Origin of the sequence: Paenibacillus donghaensis, assembly GCF_002192415.1 — a bacterium.
GTDB lineage: Bacteria > Bacillota > Bacilli > Paenibacillales > Paenibacillaceae > Paenibacillus_AQ > Paenibacillus_AQ donghaensis.
Genome location: NZ_CP021780.1, coordinates 3,231,136 through 3,254,886, shown reverse-complemented (window position 1 = coordinate 3,254,886; position 23,751 = coordinate 3,231,136). Strand labels below are relative to the sequence as shown.

At 34.7% G+C, this 23,751-nt stretch carries 28 protein-coding genes; 27 read left to right on the top strand and 1 reads right to left on the bottom strand.

Features of this window, described 5'->3' with window-relative positions; genetic code table 11:
- The first annotated feature begins 10 nt into the window (after window positions 1-10).
- The 23 genes from B9T62_RS14095 to B9T62_RS13990 all read left to right on the top strand — a co-directional run bounded on the left by B9T62_RS14095 (window position 11) and on the right by B9T62_RS13990 (window position 21,164).
- Complete coding sequence (locus tag B9T62_RS14095) at window positions 11-1,132, top strand: hypothetical protein (protein WP_087915833.1); 1,122 nt, start codon at window positions 11-13, stop codon at window positions 1,130-1,132.
- Between the two features lie 54 nt (window positions 1,133-1,186).
- A complete protein-coding gene (locus tag B9T62_RS14090) occupies window positions 1,187-1,654 on the top strand; it encodes a hypothetical protein (RefSeq protein WP_087915832.1) in 468 nt (155 codons plus the stop codon).
- A 14-nt stretch (window positions 1,655-1,668) separates the two neighbouring features.
- Window positions 1,669-2,067 (top strand): hypothetical protein, encoded by a 399-nt coding sequence (locus B9T62_RS14085; RefSeq protein WP_087915831.1) that lies wholly within the window; start codon window positions 1,669-1,671, stop codon window positions 2,065-2,067.
- Window positions 2,064-3,272 carry an Ig-like domain-containing protein gene (locus B9T62_RS14080; protein ID WP_169834381.1) on the top strand — a complete coding sequence of 403 codons (1,209 nt, stop codon included), beginning with the start codon at window positions 2,064-2,066 and terminating at the stop codon, window positions 3,270-3,272. Before B9T62_RS14085 ends, B9T62_RS14080 begins: the two co-directional genes overlap by 4 nt.
- Window positions 3,273-3,285: 13 nt before the next feature.
- The gene (locus tag B9T62_RS14075) at window positions 3,286-3,759 is read left to right on the top strand and encodes a hypothetical protein (protein ID WP_087915829.1); all 474 of its coding nucleotides are present in this window, start codon (window positions 3,286-3,288) and stop codon (window positions 3,757-3,759) included.
- The gene (locus tag B9T62_RS14070; RefSeq protein ID WP_087915828.1) at window positions 3,759-4,481 is read left to right on the top strand and encodes a hypothetical protein; all 723 of its coding nucleotides are present in this window, start codon (window positions 3,759-3,761) and stop codon (window positions 4,479-4,481) included. The genes B9T62_RS14075 and B9T62_RS14070 overlap by 1 nt, the downstream gene beginning before the upstream one ends.
- Window positions 4,482-4,513: 32 nt before the next feature.
- Complete coding sequence (locus B9T62_RS14065) at window positions 4,514-5,299, top strand: hypothetical protein (protein WP_087915827.1); 786 nt, start codon at window positions 4,514-4,516, stop codon at window positions 5,297-5,299.
- Between the two features lie 228 nt (window positions 5,300-5,527).
- The gene (locus B9T62_RS14060; RefSeq protein WP_087915826.1) at window positions 5,528-6,049 is read left to right on the top strand and encodes a hypothetical protein; all 522 of its coding nucleotides are present in this window, start codon (window positions 5,528-5,530) and stop codon (window positions 6,047-6,049) included.
- A 17-nt stretch (window positions 6,050-6,066) separates the two neighbouring features.
- Window positions 6,067-6,354 (top strand): hypothetical protein, encoded by a 288-nt coding sequence (locus B9T62_RS14055; protein WP_087915825.1) that lies wholly within the window; start codon window positions 6,067-6,069, stop codon window positions 6,352-6,354.
- An 82-nt stretch (window positions 6,355-6,436) separates the two neighbouring features.
- The gene (locus B9T62_RS14050) at window positions 6,437-13,315 is read left to right on the top strand and encodes a phage tail tape measure protein (protein ID WP_087915824.1); all 6,879 of its coding nucleotides are present in this window, start codon (window positions 6,437-6,439) and stop codon (window positions 13,313-13,315) included.
- 342 nt (window positions 13,316-13,657) lie between these two features.
- On the top strand, window positions 13,658-13,789 hold the full coding sequence (locus B9T62_RS41265) for a hypothetical protein (RefSeq protein ID WP_281257730.1): 132 nt from the start codon (window positions 13,658-13,660) through the stop codon (window positions 13,787-13,789).
- A gap of 194 nt (window positions 13,790-13,983) precedes the next feature.
- Window positions 13,984-14,226: a hypothetical protein gene (locus B9T62_RS14045; RefSeq protein ID WP_087915823.1), complete on the top strand. Its 243-nt coding sequence runs from the start codon at window positions 13,984-13,986 to the stop codon at window positions 14,224-14,226.
- Window positions 14,227-15,729, top strand: coding sequence for a hypothetical protein (locus tag B9T62_RS14040; protein WP_087915822.1), 1,503 nt, complete (start codon window positions 14,227-14,229; stop codon window positions 15,727-15,729).
- Window positions 15,730-15,754: 25 nt separating this feature from the next.
- Window positions 15,755-15,940, top strand: coding sequence for a hypothetical protein (locus B9T62_RS14035; protein ID WP_087915821.1), 186 nt, complete (start codon window positions 15,755-15,757; stop codon window positions 15,938-15,940).
- A 78-nt stretch (window positions 15,941-16,018) separates the two neighbouring features.
- Window positions 16,019-16,735, top strand: a complete 717-nt coding sequence (locus tag B9T62_RS14030; RefSeq protein WP_087915820.1) for an ankyrin repeat domain-containing protein — start codon at window positions 16,019-16,021, stop codon at window positions 16,733-16,735.
- 126 nt (window positions 16,736-16,861) lie between these two features.
- The gene (locus B9T62_RS14025; RefSeq protein ID WP_087915819.1) at window positions 16,862-17,209 is read left to right on the top strand and encodes an SHOCT domain-containing protein; all 348 of its coding nucleotides are present in this window, start codon (window positions 16,862-16,864) and stop codon (window positions 17,207-17,209) included.
- Window positions 17,210-17,541: 332 nt separating this feature from the next.
- Window positions 17,542-17,928, top strand: a complete 387-nt coding sequence (locus tag B9T62_RS14020; RefSeq protein ID WP_157685607.1) for a type II toxin-antitoxin system PemK/MazF family toxin — start codon at window positions 17,542-17,544, stop codon at window positions 17,926-17,928.
- 24 nt (window positions 17,929-17,952) lie between these two features.
- Window positions 17,953-18,276 carry a hypothetical protein gene (locus B9T62_RS14015; RefSeq protein WP_087915817.1) on the top strand — a complete coding sequence of 108 codons (324 nt, stop codon included), beginning with the start codon at window positions 17,953-17,955 and terminating at the stop codon, window positions 18,274-18,276.
- A gap of 74 nt (window positions 18,277-18,350) precedes the next feature.
- Window positions 18,351-18,764, top strand: a complete 414-nt coding sequence (locus tag B9T62_RS14010) for a YkyB family protein (protein ID WP_087915816.1) — start codon at window positions 18,351-18,353, stop codon at window positions 18,762-18,764.
- 553 nt (window positions 18,765-19,317) lie between these two features.
- Window positions 19,318-19,491: a hypothetical protein gene (locus B9T62_RS39065; protein WP_157685606.1), complete on the top strand. Its 174-nt coding sequence runs from the start codon at window positions 19,318-19,320 to the stop codon at window positions 19,489-19,491.
- Between the two features lie 131 nt (window positions 19,492-19,622).
- Complete coding sequence (locus B9T62_RS14000) at window positions 19,623-19,949, top strand: hypothetical protein (protein ID WP_087915814.1); 327 nt, start codon at window positions 19,623-19,625, stop codon at window positions 19,947-19,949.
- A gap of 195 nt (window positions 19,950-20,144) precedes the next feature.
- Window positions 20,145-20,606: a hypothetical protein gene (locus B9T62_RS13995; protein WP_087915813.1), complete on the top strand. Its 462-nt coding sequence runs from the start codon at window positions 20,145-20,147 to the stop codon at window positions 20,604-20,606.
- A gap of 15 nt (window positions 20,607-20,621) precedes the next feature.
- Window positions 20,622-21,164, top strand: coding sequence for a hypothetical protein (locus B9T62_RS13990; RefSeq protein WP_087915812.1), 543 nt, complete (start codon window positions 20,622-20,624; stop codon window positions 21,162-21,164).
- 5 nt (window positions 21,165-21,169) lie between these two features.
- On the opposite strand, the gene B9T62_RS13985 is transcribed toward B9T62_RS13990, so the two are convergent.
- Window positions 21,170-21,880 carry a SprT-like domain-containing protein gene (locus B9T62_RS13985; protein WP_087915811.1) on the bottom strand — a complete coding sequence of 237 codons (711 nt, stop codon included), beginning with the start codon at window positions 21,878-21,880 and terminating at the stop codon, window positions 21,170-21,172.
- A 151-nt stretch (window positions 21,881-22,031) separates the two neighbouring features.
- On the opposite strand from B9T62_RS13985, the gene B9T62_RS13980 reads away from it, so the two are divergent.
- The 4 genes from B9T62_RS13980 to B9T62_RS13970 all read left to right on the top strand — a co-directional run bounded on the left by B9T62_RS13980 (window position 22,032) and on the right by B9T62_RS13970 (window position 23,592).
- Window positions 22,032-22,553, top strand: coding sequence for an enolase-like domain-containing protein (locus tag B9T62_RS13980; protein ID WP_157685605.1), 522 nt, complete (start codon window positions 22,032-22,034; stop codon window positions 22,551-22,553).
- Window positions 22,540-23,064 carry a hypothetical protein gene (locus B9T62_RS13975; protein WP_087915809.1) on the top strand — a complete coding sequence of 175 codons (525 nt, stop codon included), beginning with the start codon at window positions 22,540-22,542 and terminating at the stop codon, window positions 23,062-23,064. The genes B9T62_RS13980 and B9T62_RS13975 overlap by 14 nt, the downstream gene beginning before the upstream one ends.
- A gap of 70 nt (window positions 23,065-23,134) precedes the next feature.
- A complete protein-coding gene (locus tag B9T62_RS39060) occupies window positions 23,135-23,311 on the top strand; it encodes a hypothetical protein (protein ID WP_157685603.1) in 177 nt (58 codons plus the stop codon).
- Between the two features lie 29 nt (window positions 23,312-23,340).
- The gene (locus B9T62_RS13970; RefSeq protein WP_087915808.1) at window positions 23,341-23,592 is read left to right on the top strand and encodes a hypothetical protein; all 252 of its coding nucleotides are present in this window, start codon (window positions 23,341-23,343) and stop codon (window positions 23,590-23,592) included.
- The last annotated feature ends 159 nt before the right edge of the window (window positions 23,593-23,751 follow it).

The following is a 23,751-nucleotide window of genomic DNA, read 5'->3' as shown; positions in this document are numbered from 1 at the left end:
AATACATATAATGACAAGAGCATTTGAGTTTAATTCTATGAACAATATTAAAAATACTGGTGACTTCAATATTCCGAATCTTAAACAAACATCACCTTTTGTTGAGATTTTTAGCGCAATTACAAGAGGTAAAGATATGAGCCGTTTTGACGGTAAAAAAGTCGATCAAGTTTATGCCCGACTAAAAGAACTTGGTGAACAAGCGAACAATGGTTTTCCCAATGCGAAAGCAGAGATTAATACAATCGTTCGATATGATCTTGAACCCAAATTGAATGAACTGGTACAACTCGCAAGCTTTATGGGAACATATAAGAACATTGGATACAATGAACAGCCAATGATGAGAACGTATAAACATACTTCTATTCGTAGTAATTTCCAGGCATCACAAGGTGATGTATCGTTTGGAGCTACTGAATGGAGAGAATATCCAATCAGTACACAAACAATCAGTTCCGGTTTTGCGGTTAATTATCGTGAAATCGCAAGCGGTAATCTCGACAAGGTAGCTGAAGGTATGAAGCAAGTTGAGATTGATATGATGAATAAATCTGTTTATTACATTATCCTTAAACTTTACAATGCTATCAAGGATGCTAAGGGAGTTAAATACTTTGCAGAGAATTCTGGTATTAATAAGACTGCTTTGGATGATATTCTTAAAAAGGTGCGTCGATTCGGTAAACCATCCATTATGGGAGATTTCTCTGTAGTTTCTCAACTCAATGATTTTGCAGGTTTCAAGTCAGACCCAACCGATGCTAAAAACACTTTCCTTTCTGAGGCAGTTATGAATGAAATTCGTCAAACTGGACTGCTCTCTACGTATAAAGGTAGCCCAATTGTGGAATTGGCGAATAGTTATAACCTGAACTCTCTTAATGATGCAGGAGATAACTTTAAGACTTACCTTCCAGAAGGATTGTTGTTTGTTGTGCCACAAGGCAGCGTATCTCCTTTGCAAATCTTTAAAAAGGGCGGAGTCACTTCAATGACTGGTAATGATATCGTTACTGGTACTGAATTGACACGCTTTGATATGGAACTTGGTGTTGGTGTTGCAGAGGGCAGAGAATATGAAATTGCGTTGCTCTCTGATACTAATTTTGAACTGCCAGAAGTAAAATAAATATAATAAATGGGAGTGTCTTTTTGACGCTCCCTGATATAAATGGAGGATTCTATGTCATTGGATGAAACGAAAAAGGTAAAGGTAAGAAATCTTTGCACATGGGATTTGTATGTTGCTCGGATTGAGAGTAATGGAGACTTTAGGATTGCTGCTAAAAAATCTGTAAGTATTCCAGTTGCTGAGATTATTGCTCAAGTAAACGAAGGAAATAGAATCTTTGCTGGTGATGATGAAAAAGGTACAAATGCTAGAGTATATATTGAAGATGAAGAAGTAAGAGCACATCTTGGTTTTGATTCTGAAGATACAAAAGAAAAGCAAGAGGTTCTTACAGAGGATGAAATTGTCCGTATCATCAATTTGAAAACATTCTCTAGTTTTAAAGAGAACGTTGAGAAGAAAGTTCTTCATCAATTCCAAAAAGCATTACTGATGGAAGTAGCGATTAAGAATAAATTGAATGATCTTGCCAAAGTACAATTCATTGAAGAATATACTGAATTGAAATTCGAGAAATAATAGGGGGAGAATAAATGTCTACTCCTTATGAAAAAGTTCAGAAATCGTTCTACGCAAAATTCCAATCGCCCGTTATTCTTCCTGATGGATTAATTAAAGAATTTTTCGAAACTGCTTTAAGTGAATTTGAATTAGAACTCTATGAACTACAATGGAGTGATGAATCGAATGAGTTTGAAACAGACTTAAAAAAAATTGAAATAAATTTGTTGGGTAGATGTATGTATACTGCTTACCTTGAACGTGAGATTGATAGAATTATTAAACTCACAAATATTGTAGGTAAAGACATATCCCTAACAGGTATGGGAGATGCAAAAAGGTTTTCTCTTCAAGCTCTAGCAAACGAAGAAGAGAAAATATCCAAACTGAAATATATGCTCAAAACAAACAGTTTTTATGATGAGGGGTGAAGATACTGTCTGAACCTTGGTATTTAATGAACCAAACATATTACTCTGGTTTTGAAAAAGAACAGTTTGATAATTATGCATTGAGGGGATTTAATGAATTGTTGGGTGTTTCTCCTGAAGCTTACACTGTAATTATTGGTGATCAGGAAAAGAGAGTCATTATACAACAAACCTCTAAAGACAATGTTCTGCAAATTCTGTCTGAATTAAATGGCTATAAAGCAGGAGATGTTATCAGGCACAGTCAGGACAGCTATATAGTTATGCTGAAGCCTCAATATAATCAAATGTATCAAAAAAGTAAGATTGAAATGTGTAACATTAATCTTAAGTGGGTTGATAGTGAAGGTAGTATTCAGTCTTTTCCCTCTGTATTTTATTATAATAAGTCAAGTTCGGGAATTGATGAAGGAAGTATTATTAACTTGCCCAATGGACACAGACAAGCGGTTGTTCAGAAAAATGGGCACACTATCAAGTTGAAGCGGGATAAGAGGTTTATTATTGGTGGAGAAGCCTTTAAGGTTGTTGATGTTGATTATGTAAGTGATGAGGGACTTGTTAACCTAAGTCTTCAATCATCGGCAGACTTGAATTCCGCAAAGGACAATTTAGAACTTGAAATTGCAGATTATTATGATCATATTGCAGATTATAAAATTAATATTACTAATGGTTCTTTCGCGACTATTAATACAGAGCAGACACTACAACTAAACGTCAATGTAACGAATAGAAACATCCTCGTAACATCCCCCGTTATAGAGTACTCATTAAGTAATACAAATGTGGCAAGTATTGATTCTACTGGATTCCTAAAGCCTATTGCAACAGGGTCAGTATTTGTTACAGCCACATATAACAATGTGTCTACACAAATTGAAATTAGTGTTACCGAGTCTACTGCATACTCTTATACCTGTGAAATCATTGGAGTAGACGACATTAAAAAAGGTAGAACGCAGACTTATACTGCTAAATTCTATCGCAATGGTGTCGAGTATCCAGATGAAAGTAAGTTTTCACTGACTGATGATGATGGAATCTCTATTACAAATCTCGCAACCATTGGAGCGCAAGACAGTGTGAACAATAGTTGTTCGGTTATAGCGGCTCAGACATTGGGATATGTTAGATTGCATCTATCTAACGCAAATGGACTAGCTACAACAAACAAAAGAATCAGAATTAAACCGCTGTATTAGTGGAGTTGATTAAATGACGTTTTTATCTGAAATTACTGATTATAAAAATACTATTATGAATAGGGTGTTAGAGGATCAGGAACTATGTAAGGCAATATTCTATACCGACCAAGGCTTTCTTGAGCAGGAGAATATCGAAGATACTTCTGATTTGATTCATAAAAATATATTCCCTCACAGGTTTATTCCTAACATTAGTGAAGATGCAAAGACATACATAACTTTATCCATGACTAACTACAGGCTTGTTAAGAGTAGCTATAAGAGTGGTTTGATAGCTATTTACATGTTTACTCATCGTGATTTGTTTAAGACGGATTATGGTTATTCTCGCATGGATTTTATTCTGACAAAGATTGAAGAGTTGATGAATAACAAAAGAGGTCTGGGAATTGGGAAATTAGAATTTGCTGGACTAAACGAATACGTTGTTAATGAGAAGTTTCAGGGATATGTGTTGTCTTATCAACCAATGGATTTCAACTAATGACTCCAATAAGTAGACTTGATGCATTCTTGGGCAACTCTTGTGAGTGGAACAATATAGACTTTTGCTCTCCTACTATTAGAGAGATTTCAAGTATTGGTGAGAGTGTATATTACTCACATTTAATACTGGCTTCTTTCGATAAAGAAAGAATCTTACTGGATCTATTCAATTTTGATAAAGATAAATATGAAACCATGAAAAATGAAGATGATTTTGATGTCTTGGTGTCTCATCCAACCATAGTTCAATATATTTGTGATTCTCTATCATTTTTCATTAATAAGCCAGTTAATTTTGACACTCATACCTTCTGCTTTATTGTAGACAATCAACCTCTCTGTAATAAAGATAATTATATGGAGTTAAGCTCAGTTATTAAAATGTTGAATGGGTCAGATAGCGAGAAGAAAAAGGAAACGAAATTTTCAAGCTCAAAAGCAAAAGAATTACTTGAGAAAAGAAATGCAATGTTGAAAAAGATAAATAAAAATTCTGATGATAATTTAGATTTGAAGGATGTTTTATCTATCTTGTGCGTAGCTGAAGGTAACGGAATAAATGTTTTCAATGTCAAGGAATTGACGATTTATCAAGTCTATGAACACTTGGAACGAATGAGCCTTAAAGATAGTTTTAACAGGATTCTTCCTGTATGGGCTAATGGGCATCTTGGAGAAAAAGGCCAGATGCCTGAATGGATCAAGAAAACAAAATTATAAAATGGTTATACATAATAGGAGGAATTTATTACATGTTAGATTTGGGTCGTTATGGTTCACGAGAAATTATGAATTTGCAGGTACTTGATTATATTACTGCTACACCGCTGATGTACTTTGATTATGCCAACACTGCGTCCGATGAATCGGCTGGCGATAGAACTTTTGCAACGGGAGGTTCCGGTGGTACACGGCGAATTAAGTTCGATGGAGCTAAGACTAGAGTATTGACTGTCGAAACTCAAATCTTTACACTCCAGCACTTGGCTATTCTTGCTGGTAATCCTATCACAAGCGGTGCTAAGAATATTTATAAAACGGAAGTCGTGAAGGTTTCCACAGGAAAAACAATTTCACTCAAACGAAAGCCACTAGGAGTTGCGTTTGTTTCGGTACTTCCATATAAAAATGGTATCGCTATTGGAAAACCACAAGAAGTACAGACTGTAACAGATAATCTTATTACACTTGCGGCCACATCAACTGTAGCTATCGGTGATGAAGTGGAAGTATATTATCAGTTTGAAGCAACAAGTGCACACACTGTTACATATACCACAAAGGGATTCCCTGGATATGTTACTTTGATTGGCGATACATTCTATGCCGATGAAGTTGGAAGTAATGGTGGTACTACAAATCTTGTTGCTGTTCAAAAGAAGTACTTTAAAGCAAGCATGCAACCTAACTACACTGTTACACACAATGCCACAGGAGACGCGGCAACACTCACAATGGTATTCGATATTTTTGGTGTGAAAGTTGATGGTGAAGAAGTAATGGTTGAAGAAACCATTTATGAAGACGAATTGGTTTAATACATAAAAATAAACATAGCGCAATGTTCTAAAAGGGTATTGCGCTATCCATGAAAGAAGTATTGATTAAACGTTAGTAGAAATGCGACTTAATGCAGTCGCAATTTGATTAGCCTTGAAGTTGCCATGAGATGGTGGCTTCTTTTTGATGGTCGGAAATTATCTGGTTTGTTAAGAAGCCTCGATTTGATGAATAAAAAATAATGAATTAAAGGGAGATTATAAAAAATGAGCAAAACACTAACACTTGGAGCAATTAAAAAGGAAAATGCTAAATACCGTGAAACAAAACGTATTCAACTAGACAGTAAGAATCACTTGGATGTGAATATAAAGTTTGATCCAGATACAAAAGCATTGGCTAAAGCGGAGTTCATTCAATTGTTCTTTGATAAACTCATTGAAATTACAAAGGAATCAAATGTAGAAGGAGAGTTTGACCAACAACTTCATGAAGAAAAGTGTGAAGAATACCTTTCTACTGATATTTCGATTGGAATTCAAACGGCTTTAATGATTAAACATTTTAGCACTCTGTCCGTTGAAGCAAAAACTTATGATGACTACGTTGATTTAATGAGCCAATTAGGAAAGTACGAATATACGGAAGATATCCTAAATGGTTTTGACAAAGAAGAAACAAATAAATTACTTGAAGAGTTTGCCGTTGAAATTGATGCTACAAATAATAAAATTCTAGAAGAAGTTGAAAAGGAAAAATTAAAGCAGCAATCTCAGGTTTCAGAATAATACATAGAGGTGGATCAATGAATATTTTTGAAAATGAAAGATGTCTCTTTGAAGAGGGACAGTTTCTGGGATTCGTTCGTTCGCATCTAGGTGTGAGTGTCGATGATTTATCTGTTGAAATGAACATAGATAAAAATATTATTGATTGCTTTGAAGACGGAGACATGTATTATCTAGAAGATTTTAATACCTTACATAGCAAATACATAAATACACTGGACAAAATAACATCAAGCAAAGGTAAGTCATTAAAAAATGAACTTTCTAACTTTGTTGATTTTGAATCTTATTCGATTTTTCTATAAGTCCAAAATTTAATAATACACACTATAGCGGACTCTTGCAGTCTGCTATTTTTTTTACAAAACAAGAAAGCGGTGAATATATTTGTCACAAAATTTAAAAATATTGATTAGTGCTTCCTTGGATACTAAGAAAAGTATTCGTGAGGTTAATAGTCAGATTTCAAAGATTCTACAACCTCAAATTAAAGATATTAAAGCAAACGTTAAAGTAAACATAGATAGTAAAGCGCTAAATGGATTGAAGTCTGTAGTGGATGGGTTTGGGAAAGTAAGGGAAGCACTTAAAGAAAATAATAGAGTAATCTCACAGCATGAAAAGATTGTTACAAATGAAACTGGAGTAATTAACAAGTGGACTCAGCAACAACTAAAGAGTGGCGAAGTAATTACCAAGACCCAAGAGATTATTAATAAAAAAACTCAGGGGATTAAAAATCATACTGCCGCTATTAGAATTGACCAGTCTGTTCTTGATGGCTATGGAAAAAAATTAAAGGCAACTATACAACTCAACTCAGAATTAAGAAGAGTAGCTTCTTCTGAAGTTTATGGTACGAAAAACTTTAATACAACTGTAAATAAAAATAGTGATGGGAATGTCACTGGTGGTAAGAGAACCGAAAACTATGATCGAGAAGCAAAGGATTTGGCTCTACAGAATAAGAAAAAAGAAGCATTAGCTCATCAACTTAAACTATACCAACAAGTAGCACAGATTAAGTTTGATAATCTCAAAAATATGTCTATGCCAACAACGAGTAGGACGGCGTTAGAGAAATGGTTGTCTGATGTTAAGGCATTAACCACTGCAACCCCTAAGTTGAGTCAAGAATTAAAACAGATGGATGTAAATTTGAGAAGAATTTCTTCTGAAGCAAAAAACAGTTCATCTGGCATGAATACATTCGGGAATACAATATCCAAAACACTTGGCAAGATTACAATGTGGGTTGGCGGCATGTCCTTGTTCTATGCTCCATTTAGAGGGTTAAAGGAAGCAGTATCGCTAATCTACAAAGTTGATGAACAAATGACGCAATTGAAGCGTGTAATGGATAGCTTTACAGACTTTGAAGGAATGCTTGCTAGGCAATCGGATTTAGCAAAAAAACTTGGTCGTTCAATGACTGATGTTGGAGAGTCAATGATTGAGTTTGCTAGAATGGGCAACAATGAAAGTCAAACTATGGATTTGACCAAGGTTGCTGTATTAGCTCAGAACATTTCTGAATTAACACCAACTGAAGCAGTTAATGCCATAACCAGTGCAATGATCAGTTTCAATATTGAGGCAGATAGAAGTATAACAATCGTCGATAAATTAAATCAGATTGACAACAATTATAGTGTTACAACTCAACAATTGGCAATTGGCATGCAAAAGGCTGGAGCTACAGCTAAACAATTCGGTGTTGAAATGGATACATTGCTTGGTTACGAAACAGCGATTATGAGCGCCACAAGAGAATCAGGTTCAGTTGTGGGGAATTCTCTCCGCACCATTTTTAGTCGCATCACAACTATGGATAAGGCAGAAGATACTCTAAAGAGTGTTGGCGTATCTATTCGTGGACTGTCTGGCGATGTCAAACCAGTACAAGACATTTTAACAGATTTGCAATCGAAATGGTCAACCTTGAGTAATGAGCAACAACAAAATATTGGTGTGACGTTGGCTGGTCGAAATCAGTTGAACAAATTTCTCGCCCTTTTGAGCAACTGGAACACAGGACTTGAAGCAACAGAAGAGGCATTACATAGTCAAGGATCTGCCGTAAGTGAAAATGCTAAATATATGCAGTCTCTAGAATCTAGAACCAATATTATGAAAGCTTCTTGGCAAGAATTGGCTTTAACAATGGGCAGTGCTGTAATTACAGATTCACTTGTAGGATTAATTAAAGTTGGTACAGGATTCGCAAATGCATTTACTTGGATTGTTGATAAAGTTGGATTATTGCCTGTTGTACTAGGAAGTGTTGGATTTGCAGCGTATGGAATGAGCGCAGCATTTAAAGCAGCATCTACAAGCATAGTTATCAGTGTTATCAATGCTAGCCGTGCCATTGCTGGTCTTCCTGCAATTACTACACTTGCAAGTGCTGGTATTAAGGGGCTTACAATATCTATTGCTGGACTTAAGGCAGGATTAAGAGGGCTTCTTGCGGCATCTGGTGTAGGGCTTGTATTAACTGCTATTGGTTTTGCTGCTGAATGGGCAATTAATAAATTTAGTGGAGCCAAAGAGGAAATTCAGGATACCACAGAAGCCTTGACCACATTAAGTGACCAGATTGCCATTGCCGACAGACTGAAGGAATTATCAACTGAATATGAGACATTGGCAAAAAAAGTAATACTAACGGCAGAAGAAAAGATCAAACTGTCTAGAATTGAAAGCGAATTACAAAGCAAGTACGAACTATCTTTAACTTCTCTTGGCGCAGAAGGAGAAGGTTATAAAGAGAATCAGGGTTTAATTGAGACTAAAATTAATCTATTAGAAGAGGAAATTAGACTCAAGAGAGAAAGTGCGTCTCTAGAATTTAGAAGTGAAGAGTCTTCTGTCCGTTCTGATATTGAGAAACAGAAGAAGGATATGGAAACGGCAGTAAAAGCTGCTAAAGAAGTACAAGATAAATATCAAGAATTTTTAAATAACAGAGATAGTAAAAAGGCAATGTCCAATCAAGAAGGATATTGGAGTGACATGTTTTCACCTCAACAAAGCCTTGACCCCAACAAGTCAGGTGACGTTTTAGCACTTAACAAACTTGGTGAATATTTGGCAGATGCATTAAAAGAAGCCAATAAGAAAATGTCTTCTGCAACAGATGAATATAAGAAGAATATCAACAAAGCATCTGAGGGTATTAAGGGTGAATTCAGAAACTTTGTTGATGGTATGGAGAAGTCTGGAGAAAAGATTGAACCAGCAACAAGGGCTATATTTGATGCATTAGCACAACTAGATGCGGAGAATGGTCTTAAGCTTGATACAAAACAACTTCAAGAATTTTTTACTTTGCTAAACACTCCCAATGTTAAAAGTATTGATGATGTAAATAAGGTATTTGAAAAGAAATTACCAAAGAGTATCAGCGGTGTTGGGGAACAACTTAAAACACTTCGTGATGTTTTCATGAAAATTCAATTTGGTACTGCCGGAGACGAAATGTCAGACGGTTTGGGCAACATGGGAGACGAATCAGAAGACACAGAAAAGAAGGTATTGTCTTTATCTGAAGCTTTAACAAATCTCAATAATGAATTCAATGCTCAAAATGTCGAAGAATTTGCCAAATCAATTGAAGCAACTAAAGATGAAATCAAAACATTAAATACTGCTCAAAGCGAAATGCAAGAAAATGGGCATTTGTCTATTGATACTATTAGTAAGATGAATTCACGTTATGATGATTTTAAAGGGTATGTTAATAGCAGTAAGGAATCTCTTCTTGATTTTATTGCAGCAAAAAAAGAAGAAGCAAAAGCGATTCCAAAGGCTGAGAATGAAATTACTCAAGATCTGCTGACCAATACAGGATTAAGACTACAAGCAATGAAAGATCAGTATCAGGCAAATCTCAAGTTGCTTGAACTAAAAGTATCGAATGGCGATCTTAACGCCGAGAAGATTCTTATAAGAGAGTATCAAGCTATTCAAGAAGTTACGAAATGGCTTGAAGAAGCTTCTGCAAAGTACGGAATCACTAAAGCGGCTGCTGCTGATCTGAATGAAGTTGCAAATGAATCCAAGAAAGAAAATGATAAGTTAACTGACTCATACACTGATACTGTTGAAATTCTTACAGAGCTTCAGAAAAAGCTTGAAGTTGTTAAGAAAGCTCAAGAAGATTTAATCAGTAGTCGCTCTAGAATGAGCGAGGGAGAACAGAAGTACCGTGACTCCCTTAAAGAAGAGAATCGTTTGATTCAGGAACAGATCAAACTGAATAAACAAGGGATTGAACATCCTGAGAGATTAGTTTCAACTAAGGTTATAACCACAGTTAAAACATCTAGTGGGGACGAAACCACCTCTACCCCAACTCCATCTTCTAGTTCAGGAACAGGGTCTACTTCAACAAATACGCAATACTCTGAATTAATTAATAAATATGCTGGTATTCATGATCTTGACCCCAATCTTATAGCCGCCATTATAAAGACAGAAAGTAGTTTCAACACCAATTCTACTTCCAGTGCTGGTGCGGCAGGGTTAATGCAATTAATGCCGGGAACAGCAAAGGGTTTAGGAGTTAAAAATAGTTATGATCCTGAACAAAATATTGCTGGAGGAACCAAACATTTTGCTAGGCTAGTTAAGAAATATAATGGCGATATTGAACTCGCACTGTACGCTTACAACGCTGGGGAAGGAAATGTAGACAAGTGGATTAAAAATGGAAAGATCAACAATATTCCCTTTAAGGAAACAAAAGCTTATGCTCCTAAAGTATTAAAGGCATATGGTGGTTTTTCCGGTAAATCAATTGAAAGCAATATTCCTAAATTATCAACTACACCGTCAACAACTGGTGTGTCAACATCTAAGGTTGGTGGAACAACCACTAAGACGGACGCGCCAACTGACAAAGATATGGCTGATGCAGTAGAAGAAAAGGTTACAGAAAACAAAGCGCTACTTGATAAAAAATATGAGAATGATCTTAAAATTCTTGCGTCTATTAAATATAAATACGAACGCTTAGTTGCGGCAGCTCAATTACAAATTGAAGCATCTAAAAAGGTTCAGGAAACGCTTGATCCCGATTCCTTAGAGTGGCGACAAGAAAATGTCAAGCAAGTTAACATCGACACTCAAATTCAAACATTAAAGAAACAAGAGCGCTCGAATCTTCAGTCAACAATGAAGGAATTGAAAGTTAATTCGGATGAATATAATGATATTCGCAGACAACTGGAGACGGATGTTTCAGATATCCAAACAGAGAAGAATCAGAAATTCATCGAGAACTTTGACAGTGAAATCAATGCATCGAAACAGCGTATCTCTGACTTGGATAACTTGATTGAGCAATCTAAAAACAGAATGTCGAATTCTATTGAGGGTTCTCCTGAATATAACAAAGAACTTAATACTCAGATTGAATTAACAAAGAAACAGAAGACGGAAAGCGAGTCTCTGAAAAAAACTTTAGACAGATTGATTAATAGTCAAAATGTTGATGCTGTCAGTAAAAAGAATTTTAAGACTATTTTAGATGAGCTAAATCTTACGGATTATACGTCTGGTATTAAAGAGCTTAACGCCTCACTAATTGAATCTAAGGCAACTCCTCTTACAGACACATTAGATGATTTGAATTACCAATATGACTTATCAGAAGCTAAGATTAAAGGTCTCAAAGAGGGAACCAAGGAGTACAACGAAGAAACGAAGAATCAGATTCGAATTATAAATGATCAAGTTAAGGCAACAAAGAATCTGATTGCTTACTATGAGACACAATCTAAAAATCAAGAACTTTCTGCAACAGACAGAGAGGGTTACAGTAAGCAAGTCAAGGAATTGACTCTTAGCATGAATAAGTATTCCGATTCTCTTAAATCCTTGAGAGAAGATTATGCAGATAAGGTTATTGAAAAGTATAAAAAGATGTTGCAAGAGCAACAGAAATTGCAAAATGCCGCATATGATAAAGAAAAAGAAACAGAAGACGCCAGACATGAAGCTAGAATGGATAATCTCGATGAAGAGATGTCTGCTTTTGAGGCTGTTATTAATGCTCAGTCTAAAAGTTTAGATCGAGAAGTTGCTGGAGAGGATTACACTGAGCAATTAACAAAACTACAAAAAGAAAAGGCAGAATTGGATGCTAAGTTTAGCAGCAAGCTTTTGGACGATTCCCTTGAAGCCAAAGCGCAACGTGCCGACCTACAAAAAGAGATTGATTCCAAAGCAGAAGAAATCACTAAACTCCAACGTGACAGAGAAATTACTATTCGTAAGGATGGTTTATCTGACCAGTTAGAGGATCGTAAGAACGCTGTTGATAAAGAGAAAAAGCTTGAAGATGATAAAAATAAACTAGTTCTCAAAGGTATCGAAGAAGCCAAGAAAAAGAATGACGAATACTATGATGGGCTTTTGAATGACGAACAGTATTTCTTTGACATGAAACAAAATCTCATGAGTGATGATACCGTTAAAATTCAAAATGAACTTAGTATTGTTCAGGCTGCATATGATGCATTCTTTAAAGAATTAGAAGCTAAATCAGGTACTTATGGAGCTAAGATTGCAGAGAACTTAAAGTATTCTATCAAACTCGATAAGGACTATGCGAAAAACTTACCCACTTCTGATGGTTCAGGAAATTCTTCTGGTCTTCCTGGTGTTGAAGAACCTAAAAATACAACACCCGTAGAATCAAAGAACCAAAGGGATTCTTCTTGGAATGAATACCTCTCCAATAAGCAGAAAGCAGAGCAATTGCTAACTGAAATGAGAACTCTGATTAAGGATTCTTCTGATTATAAGAATAAACAAGCTGAAGTAAAGAGACTAAATACCATTAATGAAGCTTATCGTAAACAGTATGGCTTTCAAGATGGCAGCTATGATTACCTTTATAATCTAACTAAATATCATTCTGGTGGAGAGGTTGGAGTAGAAGGAACCAGTACAAAGGGGTGGTGGAATAGCCTTAAAGATTTTGAAGTTCCAGCAATCTTGAAGAAAGGTGAAGTTGTTATTGATCGACCACAAGATTTCTTTGGGATGATTGCTAATAATGTGTTGAGTAATTTAAAGAATAATCTATCGCAGGTTTCTTCTGTAATGTCGAATAAAAAATCAGATGCAGCCCCTGTTGTAAATCATTATAAATTCGATCTTAATATCGATAATATTACGGGAGACAAAAAGGGAGCTAAGATCGTTACCGATAGTATTGAAGAATTATGGAATAAAAAAACAAAACAAGGATGGTAAAAACATTGGGGCTGGTTATTTGAACAGCCCTCTTTAATATGGAGGGTTTCATGCTATGAGATATGGAGTAAGGAAGTACTGGTGATGGAAATAATCAGACACAAATAAATGTGTTTAACCGCATAATGCGGTTGAGCAAAAAACGCAATCGGATCTAGCCACAACAATGGGTATAAGTGTTGATCAAATATAGAGATACAAGAATCTACTAACACTTATTGTTGCAAGATATGGTCGAAGCGGATGCTTTAAAAGCAACTTTATAAAGTGAACATATATAAAAGTGTTGACATGTATAATATGTGTGGTAATATTATCTTATCAGCAAGAGCAAACAACATAATGAGAAATGAGAAAACTAAGAAAAAAGCTTGTAGTAGCAAGCAATTGAAGGGAGAATGGGCACAAATATCGGCAGCAAGAATTAATAAAGTAAATATAGTTATAATTAATGAAGGTGGTGAGTGGAAATGAGGAATCTACCTGATATTACAGAAGAAATGGGTGAATATGAGTTCTTTACACCTGATTATGAGGTGGATGCGTATAGCGAGTTTGTTGCTGAGTTGGAGTTGAGGGGGTATTAGGAGCGGGAAATAGGTGGGTAAGATGTAGAGAATAGTTTATAAACTAAAAATAAATATATAAAAAAGAAACGAGTGTAGAGAATGAAAATTGCAACCTTATTTAAATTTAAAGATTCATCAGTAGTAGAGTTTAAAGGTCTAGAGGAATTATTGAAGGCTGTACCAGCGCATAGTATCCCAGCTGTGCTATCTAGATTTGTAAAAGGATATCAGAAAGACGATTATATTGTATTCCAAGATACTCAGAAAAGAGATTGTATCTACAAACTAAAAGATATTGCTTCTGTTGAGTTCATAATTGATCCAATTAGAGGAGATGAATAAATGAGCCAATGTGTAGCAAAGCTTTATCGAGATTTTATCGAAATTTCTGCTGACTCTCGTGGTTGTGCTTATAAAAACGGTCAATACTTAGCTATGGACGATGAAGCGAAAAAAATAGAACAAGTCGGTAATAAGGTGATTTTCCAATCAGGAAGCCAATGGGTTGTATCGGGCATCGTCAATCATTTTAAATCTCTTGAGACAGAAAAACAAACTATTGATAATCTGCGGACTATTGCAATAGATGAAGAGGAAAGATTTAAGAAAGAGTATCCAAAACAATATGAAACCTATAACGAAAAAAATAGATTAATTGAATTGTTGATTGCCACCTTTGAAGATGGGAAGGGTATTATTTACAATATTTCTTCAACAGAAAACTTTAAAATTGTACCGATAAAAGGAAGAATACATGAGCAAACAATATGTTTGGGGCCATTTACGGATTACATTAACTCTCATTTTAACCTAAGTAATTACCTAACGGTTCACCTTGCCTATGAAAGTGTAGCCTGTGAACAAGTGGGAGGTTGGCATGAATACTATAAATTAACAAAAGATAAAATTGAGTATCAAAAAGAAAAAATTAAAGATACCAAAATAATTAACTATTATGATGAAAAGCTTCATGGACATCTTAATGCAACTGATGGGATAAAAATTACAAGTCATGGAGAACCAGTATTCTATGTAGATACATATGGTACACTCCGCGCAAATGATTTAGTCGGGAAACGACTTAAGATTACAACTGATCCATTTGGCGATTCAAGTGAGGATGTATTATTGTTGGACGCTGATGAAAGAAAACTATATCTTAACCGCTGGGACATTGTAGGTGCTGGTGCTGTAGATGCTAAACTAATTAGTGCAAATATGGTTAGTGCTGAACTAGGTTATATCTCAGATATTATAGCCAAGTCTGTCTCTACCATGACTAGAGCTGCAATTGCTGGATGGAGTAACTTCATTGAAATCAAGGATAAAACGGTTCAGTGGGTTACGGGAAGGGTTACACAAGGTGAACACATTAGCGTAAACGGGAAGCCGATGTATTGGGTAGAATCGTCAGAGACTGGATTAATGACGAATGATGTAACACCATGGCCTGTATATAAATATGTAGCTGATAAAGATAATAAAAAGGTTAAAATGGAAATGGGATTTGATGGAGAAGGAGACGGGGCTAATCCATATATTGATTTAGGAATTGGTGATGGTTCAACTCCAAGAAGTGGAAAAGGTAGAATTGCTAAACAAAACGGTGGTATGAAGATAGAGTATGATAGTAGTAATTATGGGTTTGAGAGAAGTGTTGATTTACGTGATGAAGGGATCGTAGTCAATTCAGAAAAGGGCTATGTTAATATCTCAGCCAAAGATATTAATGCTATCGCAACAGGTGGAGGAGGCAAATTCGGTAACGATAAAGCCTACATCGAAATGACTCCAGAGGGAAAAATGATTTTTCATGCGATTGATTTTGATTTTATTAATAACTAAAACTTATAAAAAAGGATGATAATGATTGAATCGAGTTACTGTTAAAGGGCCAGCAAAGGCCAGAATTACAATGGATGAAAATGGGGATATGACAGTTGTATTTGATGGGGATGTTAATATTGAAATTGCATCCAAAGAAAATAATGAATTGAAGGAGTTTTTCAAAACTTCTAGCGCTCCAGTATATATCAATGGTAAGAGAGTAAACTAATTCCACAACTAGTCCGATATATATGGTATATACTGTAATCAGATATATGCCATATATAATTTCGGGAGGTACATAAAAATGAAAAAGGCATCAACTTTTCTGCTTGGCGCGGTTGTAGGCATTACTTTAACAGCAGGAACGACAATCGGGGCAGCAAATTACCTGAAAGCAACACCTAAAAAAGTAAGCATAGTGGTAGGTAGCAACCAGAACTCAGTAGAGGCAATGAATGTCCAGAATAAACTTTATGTTCCTGTACGTGATGCCGGAGATTCATTCGGATATTCTGTTAGCGGAGTCACTTCAACTACAGTAACATTTGCTGAAGGTAAAACAGCGACTACCAATTCGGTAGGTACTGGAACAACAGATAAGAATACTACTACACCTAGCAAAACAGAAGGGGAATATGTAGAAGGATTGCATGACAAGTATGGTACGAATGGAAAGTTAGATGCTGAGAAAGTGAAGGCAGCAATAGCAGCAGGAGAAATCTCAGTTAACGCACAGGACAAGGGGACGGGCAATTCATTGCTCCACTATGTGGTACTGGAGAACAACTTTGCTGTGTATTCGGTTATCAAGGTGAATGCTTTGAACGTCAATCTTCAAAATGGGGAGCTGCAAACACCGCTGATTCTGAGTGTTATTCACGAGAATGGTTTTTATGAAGGTGAATTAACCAATTATTATAAATCAGATGCAACTATCAAAGATAATTCAGGAAAACAAGCAATAGATTATAGTAAACCAAATTCGTCAACTTATATTAATTTGAAATTCTATATGATGTAATTCACCACTAACGCAATGTCTACCATCAAAGCCAGTACAATCTGTATTGGCCTTTTTTAGCTATGTCATTTTTCTCTTCCATCTTTCATGGTATAATTTCCCTATCTTGTTGTAGGGGGCTTTTAAGTGAATGAAAAATACAAGTATTTTCTTTATGGTGTCTTATCGGCAATGCTATGTTTATTTTTCACTTTAATACTGGGTAAGGAAAGCTGGATTCCATTGGTGACTATACCATTCACCATTTATTATTTCTCAAAATACTTTAAAAAAGAACGCAAAGATAAAAAAGACAGAGAAAAACTATTGGAAAAACAAGATTCGCATGTTTACGCTCATAAAATGGCTAAAGAACTAAGTATTTTAGAATCATTGTTTAGAAACAATATTATTACTCAAGAAGAGTTCGACACTAAGAAAACTGAACTCCAATTAAAATATGGAGACCAGATAAACGAATATTTATCAGTTTAAATTCCCTATTTCATTCGTTACTCATCTCTTCCAATAAATGTTTCTTCTCTTCTGTGGTCGTATTTGTTTGAATTCATTTCGTAAAAATTTCAGATGAAGAAATTAGTTAAAAAATAGCCCTGATATATTCCTAAATGGAGATATGTCAGGGCTATTTTTTAACTAGAATACAAATAAATGTCGCTAATAAAATGAATTTGCAACATTTGAGATAAACATATATTTAAATTGTATTATGACTTGTATAAAACTATGCAATTGTGTATACTATAAACATAGAAGATAAATATATAGATATGACATTGATAAACAAAAAATGGAGCGTGGTACATATGAGTCTTGTTATGGAAAGAGGGGCGGTTGCCAATAAGGTTGTTTATAAAGATGAAATATGGTTGGCAGATTTAGGGGAAAATGGAGGATCTATTCAAAGTGGTGTGAGACCAGTACTTGTAATTAGTAATAATATCGGAAACAAGTTTTCCCCAAATGTTACGGTAGTCCCTATAACTAGCAGTACTATAAAGAGGAAATTACCAACTCATGTTAAAATAGTTGCCGAGGAAGTTGGGTTTGTTAGAGATAGTATAGCTATGTTTGAATCAAAAGTTACCATAGATAAAAATACTGGGTTAATTCATAAGATTATGGATATACCTTCTTCTTATTATGGGGAATTGGATAAAGCTTCAGCAGAAGCAGAGAAAAGACTAATATAACATATTAAAAAAGGGGGAAACACAATGATTGAATGGGATGATTCGTGGGATATGACGGAAGAACAGATCGAAGAGGGTATAAGAATCTCAGAACTTAAACGATCTGTAAATGTAATGCCTGACATGGGCTTACCCGAATCATTAATTTTTAGTGCCTATGAACATGAAGAAGGTAAATCGGAACTATCTGAGGTTCACTTGTGGTATATGCAATTTGCATATGAATACCATCATTTAAACCATTCTGATCTGGTTAAGATGCTATTGATGAAAGAGATGCGTAAACTTGAAGAAGATAGAATAGTTTTAATTAAGAAATATGGAAACAAATTACGCTTATTAAAATAAACATATAAAAAGTGTTGACTTATAATGTTGGCTGTTGTATATTTAAACGTGAGAGGAGGTGACAAGGAGGAAGGATGAACAACACAGATTTGGAAGAGGCGCTATATGTAATAAACAAAGCGGCAAAAAGATTAAAACATATTAGGTATAAAACTGGTTACAGTAAGAGTAAATGCAGAACAGATAAGCTGTTTAGGAAACAAGAGTCATTATATGATTTAAAGAAACAAATTATCAACAAAGCTTTGCTAGATGGGATAGCCAATAAAACAGGGATACATAAGCTGAAAAAGAGTAACGGCGAAGACATTAACTTTATGTTTGTGCGGTTTACTAATAGAACTTTCCATATCCCTGTTGAACCAAATGAATGCAGCGCTATGGTAGATTTGGGGGAAATGGTGTATCGTCCATACGGATCAATTGATCGTACAAACAATATTTCCACCATGAAAGCTAAAAATATTTTGAGTAGATACTTGTTTTAAAAGTAAATATATATAATATCAAAGCAAATGAATGATAACAAAAACAAAGAGAATGAATTAAATTTCCTTTGGAGTGAAGAAAGAAGGTTCTCAAAGTCCTTATTGATTGTATTGACAACAAAGTATCTCTAATTCCTAAAGACGGAAAATTGTTGGCTTCTCATGCAGACAATAATCCAGTTGACGTTTATTTTCATAAATTAGCCAATGAGTATGTCCTAGAATGGTTAAAAGAAATCAAAAACGAAAAAATTATATTTATAATAAGGAGCGCGCATAGCAATGTTTCTATACCATATCACATTCTTTTTAAGGGAGAATGTATATAAGCAAGAATTAATCAAAAACGATAACAGATTTAGGAATGATGAATATCAAGAAATGTTGGTTAAAGCCCATGAAAACGTTAAGAACGTTTGCGATCCAGAAATCAAAAGAGGAGCAATACTTTATTATTTAAATTACAACTATGGTTTTGAGTTACACTATTAATTCTGAACTGAAAACCATGCGAATAAGTATTCATGTAAAATTAGATTTAGGAGGAATTAAGATGAACCAATTTAATGGTCGAGCGATTATGAATGAGCAATATAAGAAAGAAATAGAGTTAGTTTTGAAAGCCAAGGTATTAAAGATCAACAAAGAGACCCCGGCAGAATTTATGCCATTTACAAAAGGAGCCAGAGTATTCTTTGATCTTGATCATTTGAGAAGAAGTATCTGATATGTGGGTTGTAACCACTAGAGATACTTGAATTTCTTAAAGAGAATCATGGATTTAGTCAATTAATAAAATAAATATATATTAATTAATATTAATAAAAATAATGATCCACAAAAGGGAGAAACATAAAAATGAAAAATTATCAAATTATGAACGCTGAGCCGATGGATTTGCTCGATGAGTTGCTTAAAGAAGAAAGCCGACACAACAAAGTATTTGCACAACATGATCTCATGATGCAGTTTATTTTAGACCATGAGGAGGAATTTCTTGAGCATCTAAATGATACTGTTGAAGTTCTAAATGAATGTGAATACTTCAATATTTTACCTTATGCAGAAAAAATGCGTGATGAATTCGCCAACTTAGCAGAAGATCGAAAAGAATTTAATAGTATGCTTGCTGATGTTATGGAGAAAACAAAACTACCGAAAGAAGGACACAATCTATGGAAGTAAATCTGTGTTGTGACTGTTTGGCAATTAATGAGCATGGAATTAATACTTGTCCTAAATGCGGTGGTGACTCGTGTTGGTGTGAGGGTTGTCAGAAGACAGCAAACTTATTACTCAAAGGAGTAAGAGACTACAAAAAGCTAGACCTTAAATCACCAATAGAACAGTGGAATTCTGTAACGGGCATCCGTAGTAACAATGTTTAAATTAAAGATTGGAACAAATCAATTCTCTTCTGATATATTTCAGTATTTGAATACAAAATACATAGAAGAATTGGAACAGGCGGCATTTGATAGAAGGCTTATATACACTGGTGGAACGAAGAGAACAGGAAAGACTACGGCATTAATCCAATTTGGTAAGAAGCATGGATATAACGTGATTGTTCAAGATTTTTCACCAGTAAAAAAGTTACGTGAGGAATTTGATTATAAAAAAATATACATGAGAAAATTCTATAATCGCCCCGTCTCAGAAATAGCGGTTATAGATGAAAATGTCAGTTTTACACATGATATTGATTTTCCCCATCCCATTATCACTGGATTTATTGATCACACTAGTTTTTCTGATAAAGGTAGACCTGATTGGTGGTCTGTTGGAGATGCAAGCTCAGGTTTAAAGAGCGCACATTTTAATAGCGCTAAAAACGATTAAAAGGAGAAATGTAATATGTTTGATTGGATGGAAACAGAAAAGGATCACAAGGAGAAAGTAGTGGAAATGAAAAAATTAGGCATCAATCTCTCTCTTCTAGGCTATGAAACGAATGACGAAGAAGAAAGTAGTTCTTTCCCATCATGGAGTACAGAAATGATTAAAATGACATACAGATTGATGAAAAGAATTAATAAATTTGCCGAAGAAAAAGGCATCTCTTATGAAGTGAAAACTGGACTTTCAGGAATTGATAATCGACTGGTAGTTATTCCAACGAGTGAAGATCCAGGAATCTATATTTCTTTAATTATTTCATGGGGATTTGGAGATGCTGAACTTTCAGTAGTTGACCCATTACCAGAAGATCGATTTGTTACAAAAAATTATATTGAATACAGTAATGATTTGTCTGAAATTGATGAAGATGGTTGGAATGAAGACTTAGAGAATAACAAATTAAAATATTACTCTCAATGCATAGATAAAGAGAATGATATTTTTGGAGACATTGCTATATGCTTAGAAAAAATGTCTCTAAAGAAAACGATAAAATAAGGGTTTCATAAAGAATTTTTTGTATCAATAAAGTTTGTAAGATATTCCTGTAATGATACTAATTCATTAGATTTTTTCAGTTGTCTAATCATAGAGTCGGCTCTGGCTTCAAAAATATATGAAGCCTGACAACACTCACTGCCCGCAGTAATTTGACCCAGATGGAATGGTAAGTTTGATTCACTCAATAAAAAAAAGTGAAAGGTACTACTTAATACATTGGTTTCTTTTATAATTTGTCTACACTTCTTACAGCGAAGAATAAAATACTGTTTACTTGGCTGTGGAATAGAATTAATTTTGAGTTTTATATCTAACTGAGTAAGACATGCGTAAGGAGAAGGGTTGCATCCAACTTTAAGGGCAATTTGTTCCCAACGGCTATCATGTTTACAATCATCATTATGATGAAGTGTTGCAATCAGATGGGAAAGTTCATGCTTTACAACATCTTCTATCTGTGAAGTAGTGAAACTTTTTCCATCAAGAAGTTTTCTGTCGAATCCGAGCTGATATATTTGATAAATAGAATCTACTTTTACTATTTCGCAGAAACCAATTGGTTTCATATCATAAAAATTTATTGGAGGTATCGTCAAAATATTGCTTTCTTTGGCGAGACTCTCAACCAATAAAATAAAATCTTTTTCACTATAAATCCGGTAGTTATCTTTTGAGAAAACATCTTTATCATATTCTATTGAAACATAGTGCATTTTTTATCCCCCTAATGAGTAAATAGAACTATTGAATAATATTACCATGATATTAGGAAACAAAAAAAGAATCAATAAATATTCTGATTATTTACAGTCTATTAATAAAACAAGCATTTGATAAAAAAATAGAAACACATAGAAGGGACTATTGAATAAAATGAAAATGAAGAAAAGATTCGGCATATTGAAATACTCTACTCTAACACTTGGATTAATCAATTCTTACATGGCAGGAGCTAGCTTTACCAATACTTTAATTTTAAATAAGCAAGCTTCATTATTCGGAACACTCATTATCGCATTTTATACTGTCTGTGCAGTGTATTTCATGAGAAGCTATATCAAATTTGCAATGGCGACAAGCGATTATAAAATTATTGAATCCAATAACATGGTGCTTGATTCAATGAAAACAGTAAATACAGTTGCAGAAAGATATAAAGATTCATATCTGGATGCACATCAAGCATGGACTCATAATCAAGATATGGCAAACATTCTTATTGATATTATAACCATAAATGGAATGGAAGAGAAAATCATTGAATTGGTTAAACAAGAAATGGAGCTAGAGCGCGAAGATGATTTTGCTTGTCATGCCGAAGAAGCCTATAAGGAATTAATTAATGAATTGCAAACACGATGGGACTTTATGAATGATAAGGTTTAATCCATTCTACATCAACAAAGAGCTATTTCATACGGTCAATAATGTGGATGATTTAGATAATCTATATCAAAAAAATAATGATTATTTGGATTCAATACATAGATACATCCGTTCTCCTGCTGAATTTGTGAAAGATATTTACTCTTGCGAAGTGAAGTATGAACAACTGATTATACAGTTCTTAGGGCAATATTATGAACCTGATGAAGTTGTTCTAATGCTGAGCGATATTACGTTCTTCACATTAACACCTATACAAAAATACATATCAAGATTCAGGGTTCCAAAAGATGGAGACTATTCAGCAGTTATTGAAGAATGTATGTTTGAGAATGACATAGGTGTATCGTGTAAGAGGTACTATGTGAGTCTGTATTCAATCAATGGGCAAAGCAAGTCTTGTTGTATGAACAACGAGCACGGAGATGATTTTAATCGTTGTGTGGCCTTGATTCGGCGTAACATTGGTTCACGTATGGAATACAGTATCAAGTGGTTGAAGGCTGATTAAACGTGTTGCCGAGTAACATGATATACAATCACCACTTTGAAAGGAGGTGAGATATCTGGAAGTTGTACAAATGTTAATGCTTGTTTTCTATAACGAAAAGAATGAAGTCGTTGGTAATTTTGGTTCATTCGACAAACATCCCAAGATTGAAAAAATTCAGAGTATTATTGATAGTTTGGAAGAGGAAGCAGTGAGGGAAGCTGCCTATTGTAAGGTTGAGGAAAGATTTTATTTGGTTAATAAGTAAAAATACATACTAAAAGGATGGATGATAAATTGAATAAACCAACAGTTGAAAATATTAGTCTTATGTACATTGATCGTGCTAAAAAGTATTTCCTTGTTATGACTGTGGACACAGGACTTGATTTAGAACATGTACTAATTGAAGAAGGAGACAGTGAATTGAAATTTCAACTTAGAAAACGTGGGGAGCATATTGCAAATCAAGTCGGAGTAGATTTCTTCAATGAAGTAAAAGAGGATATCACTATTTCGGGGAGGGGGGGGTATCTCCTGAACAGATAAAGAGTTTGAAGGATGGACAGAGGATTGTAACTGATAAATGTGTTATCTATAAGAGTCCAATGCCTGACCAATACTATTTTACATATGTTGATGGATGTCCTTCGCCTTGTGACACAGGAGAGGAAATTGCAGAAGAAGTAAACACATTGAATGGATTTA

Excerpts from the sequence above, each read along its gene's own strand:
- B9T62_RS14095 (WP_087915833.1), top strand. The coding sequence starts at position 11 with ATGACAAGAGCATTTGAGTTTAATTCTATGAACAATATTAAAAATACT.
- B9T62_RS14090 (WP_087915832.1), top strand. The coding sequence starts at position 1,187 with ATGTCATTGGATGAAACGAAAAAGGTAAAGGTAAGAAATCTTTGCACA.
- B9T62_RS14085 (WP_087915831.1), top strand. The coding sequence starts at position 1,669 with ATGTCTACTCCTTATGAAAAAGTTCAGAAATCGTTCTACGCAAAATTC.
- B9T62_RS14075 (WP_087915829.1), top strand. The coding sequence starts at position 3,286 with ATGACGTTTTTATCTGAAATTACTGATTATAAAAATACTATTATGAAT.
- B9T62_RS14070 (WP_087915828.1), top strand. The coding sequence starts at position 3,759 with ATGACTCCAATAAGTAGACTTGATGCATTCTTGGGCAACTCTTGTGAG.
- B9T62_RS14065 (WP_087915827.1), top strand. The coding sequence starts at position 4,514 with ATGTTAGATTTGGGTCGTTATGGTTCACGAGAAATTATGAATTTGCAG.
- B9T62_RS14060 (WP_087915826.1), top strand. The coding sequence starts at position 5,528 with ATGAGCAAAACACTAACACTTGGAGCAATTAAAAAGGAAAATGCTAAA.
- B9T62_RS14055 (WP_087915825.1), top strand. The coding sequence starts at position 6,067 with ATGAATATTTTTGAAAATGAAAGATGTCTCTTTGAAGAGGGACAGTTT.
- B9T62_RS41265 (WP_281257730.1), top strand. The coding sequence starts at position 13,658 with ATGAGAAATGAGAAAACTAAGAAAAAAGCTTGTAGTAGCAAGCAATTG.
- B9T62_RS14045 (WP_087915823.1), top strand. The coding sequence starts at position 13,984 with ATGAAAATTGCAACCTTATTTAAATTTAAAGATTCATCAGTAGTAGAG.
- B9T62_RS14040 (WP_087915822.1), top strand. The coding sequence starts at position 14,227 with ATGAGCCAATGTGTAGCAAAGCTTTATCGAGATTTTATCGAAATTTCT.
- B9T62_RS14030 (WP_087915820.1), top strand. The coding sequence starts at position 16,019 with ATGAAAAAGGCATCAACTTTTCTGCTTGGCGCGGTTGTAGGCATTACT.
- B9T62_RS14020 (WP_157685607.1), top strand. The coding sequence starts at position 17,542 with ATGAGTCTTGTTATGGAAAGAGGGGCGGTTGCCAATAAGGTTGTTTAT.
- B9T62_RS14015 (WP_087915817.1), top strand. The coding sequence starts at position 17,953 with ATGATTGAATGGGATGATTCGTGGGATATGACGGAAGAACAGATCGAA.
- B9T62_RS14010 (WP_087915816.1), top strand. The coding sequence starts at position 18,351 with ATGAACAACACAGATTTGGAAGAGGCGCTATATGTAATAAACAAAGCG.
- B9T62_RS39065 (WP_157685606.1), top strand. The coding sequence starts at position 19,318 with ATGAACCAATTTAATGGTCGAGCGATTATGAATGAGCAATATAAGAAA.
- B9T62_RS14000 (WP_087915814.1), top strand. The coding sequence starts at position 19,623 with ATGAAAAATTATCAAATTATGAACGCTGAGCCGATGGATTTGCTCGAT.
- B9T62_RS13995 (WP_087915813.1), top strand. The coding sequence starts at position 20,145 with ATGTTTAAATTAAAGATTGGAACAAATCAATTCTCTTCTGATATATTT.
- B9T62_RS13990 (WP_087915812.1), top strand. The coding sequence starts at position 20,622 with ATGTTTGATTGGATGGAAACAGAAAAGGATCACAAGGAGAAAGTAGTG.
- B9T62_RS13985 (WP_087915811.1), bottom strand. The coding sequence starts at position 21,880 with ATGCACTATGTTTCAATAGAATATGATAAAGATGTTTTCTCAAAAGAT.
- B9T62_RS13975 (WP_087915809.1), top strand. The coding sequence starts at position 22,540 with ATGATAAGGTTTAATCCATTCTACATCAACAAAGAGCTATTTCATACG.
- B9T62_RS39060 (WP_157685603.1), top strand. The coding sequence starts at position 23,135 with ATGTTAATGCTTGTTTTCTATAACGAAAAGAATGAAGTCGTTGGTAAT.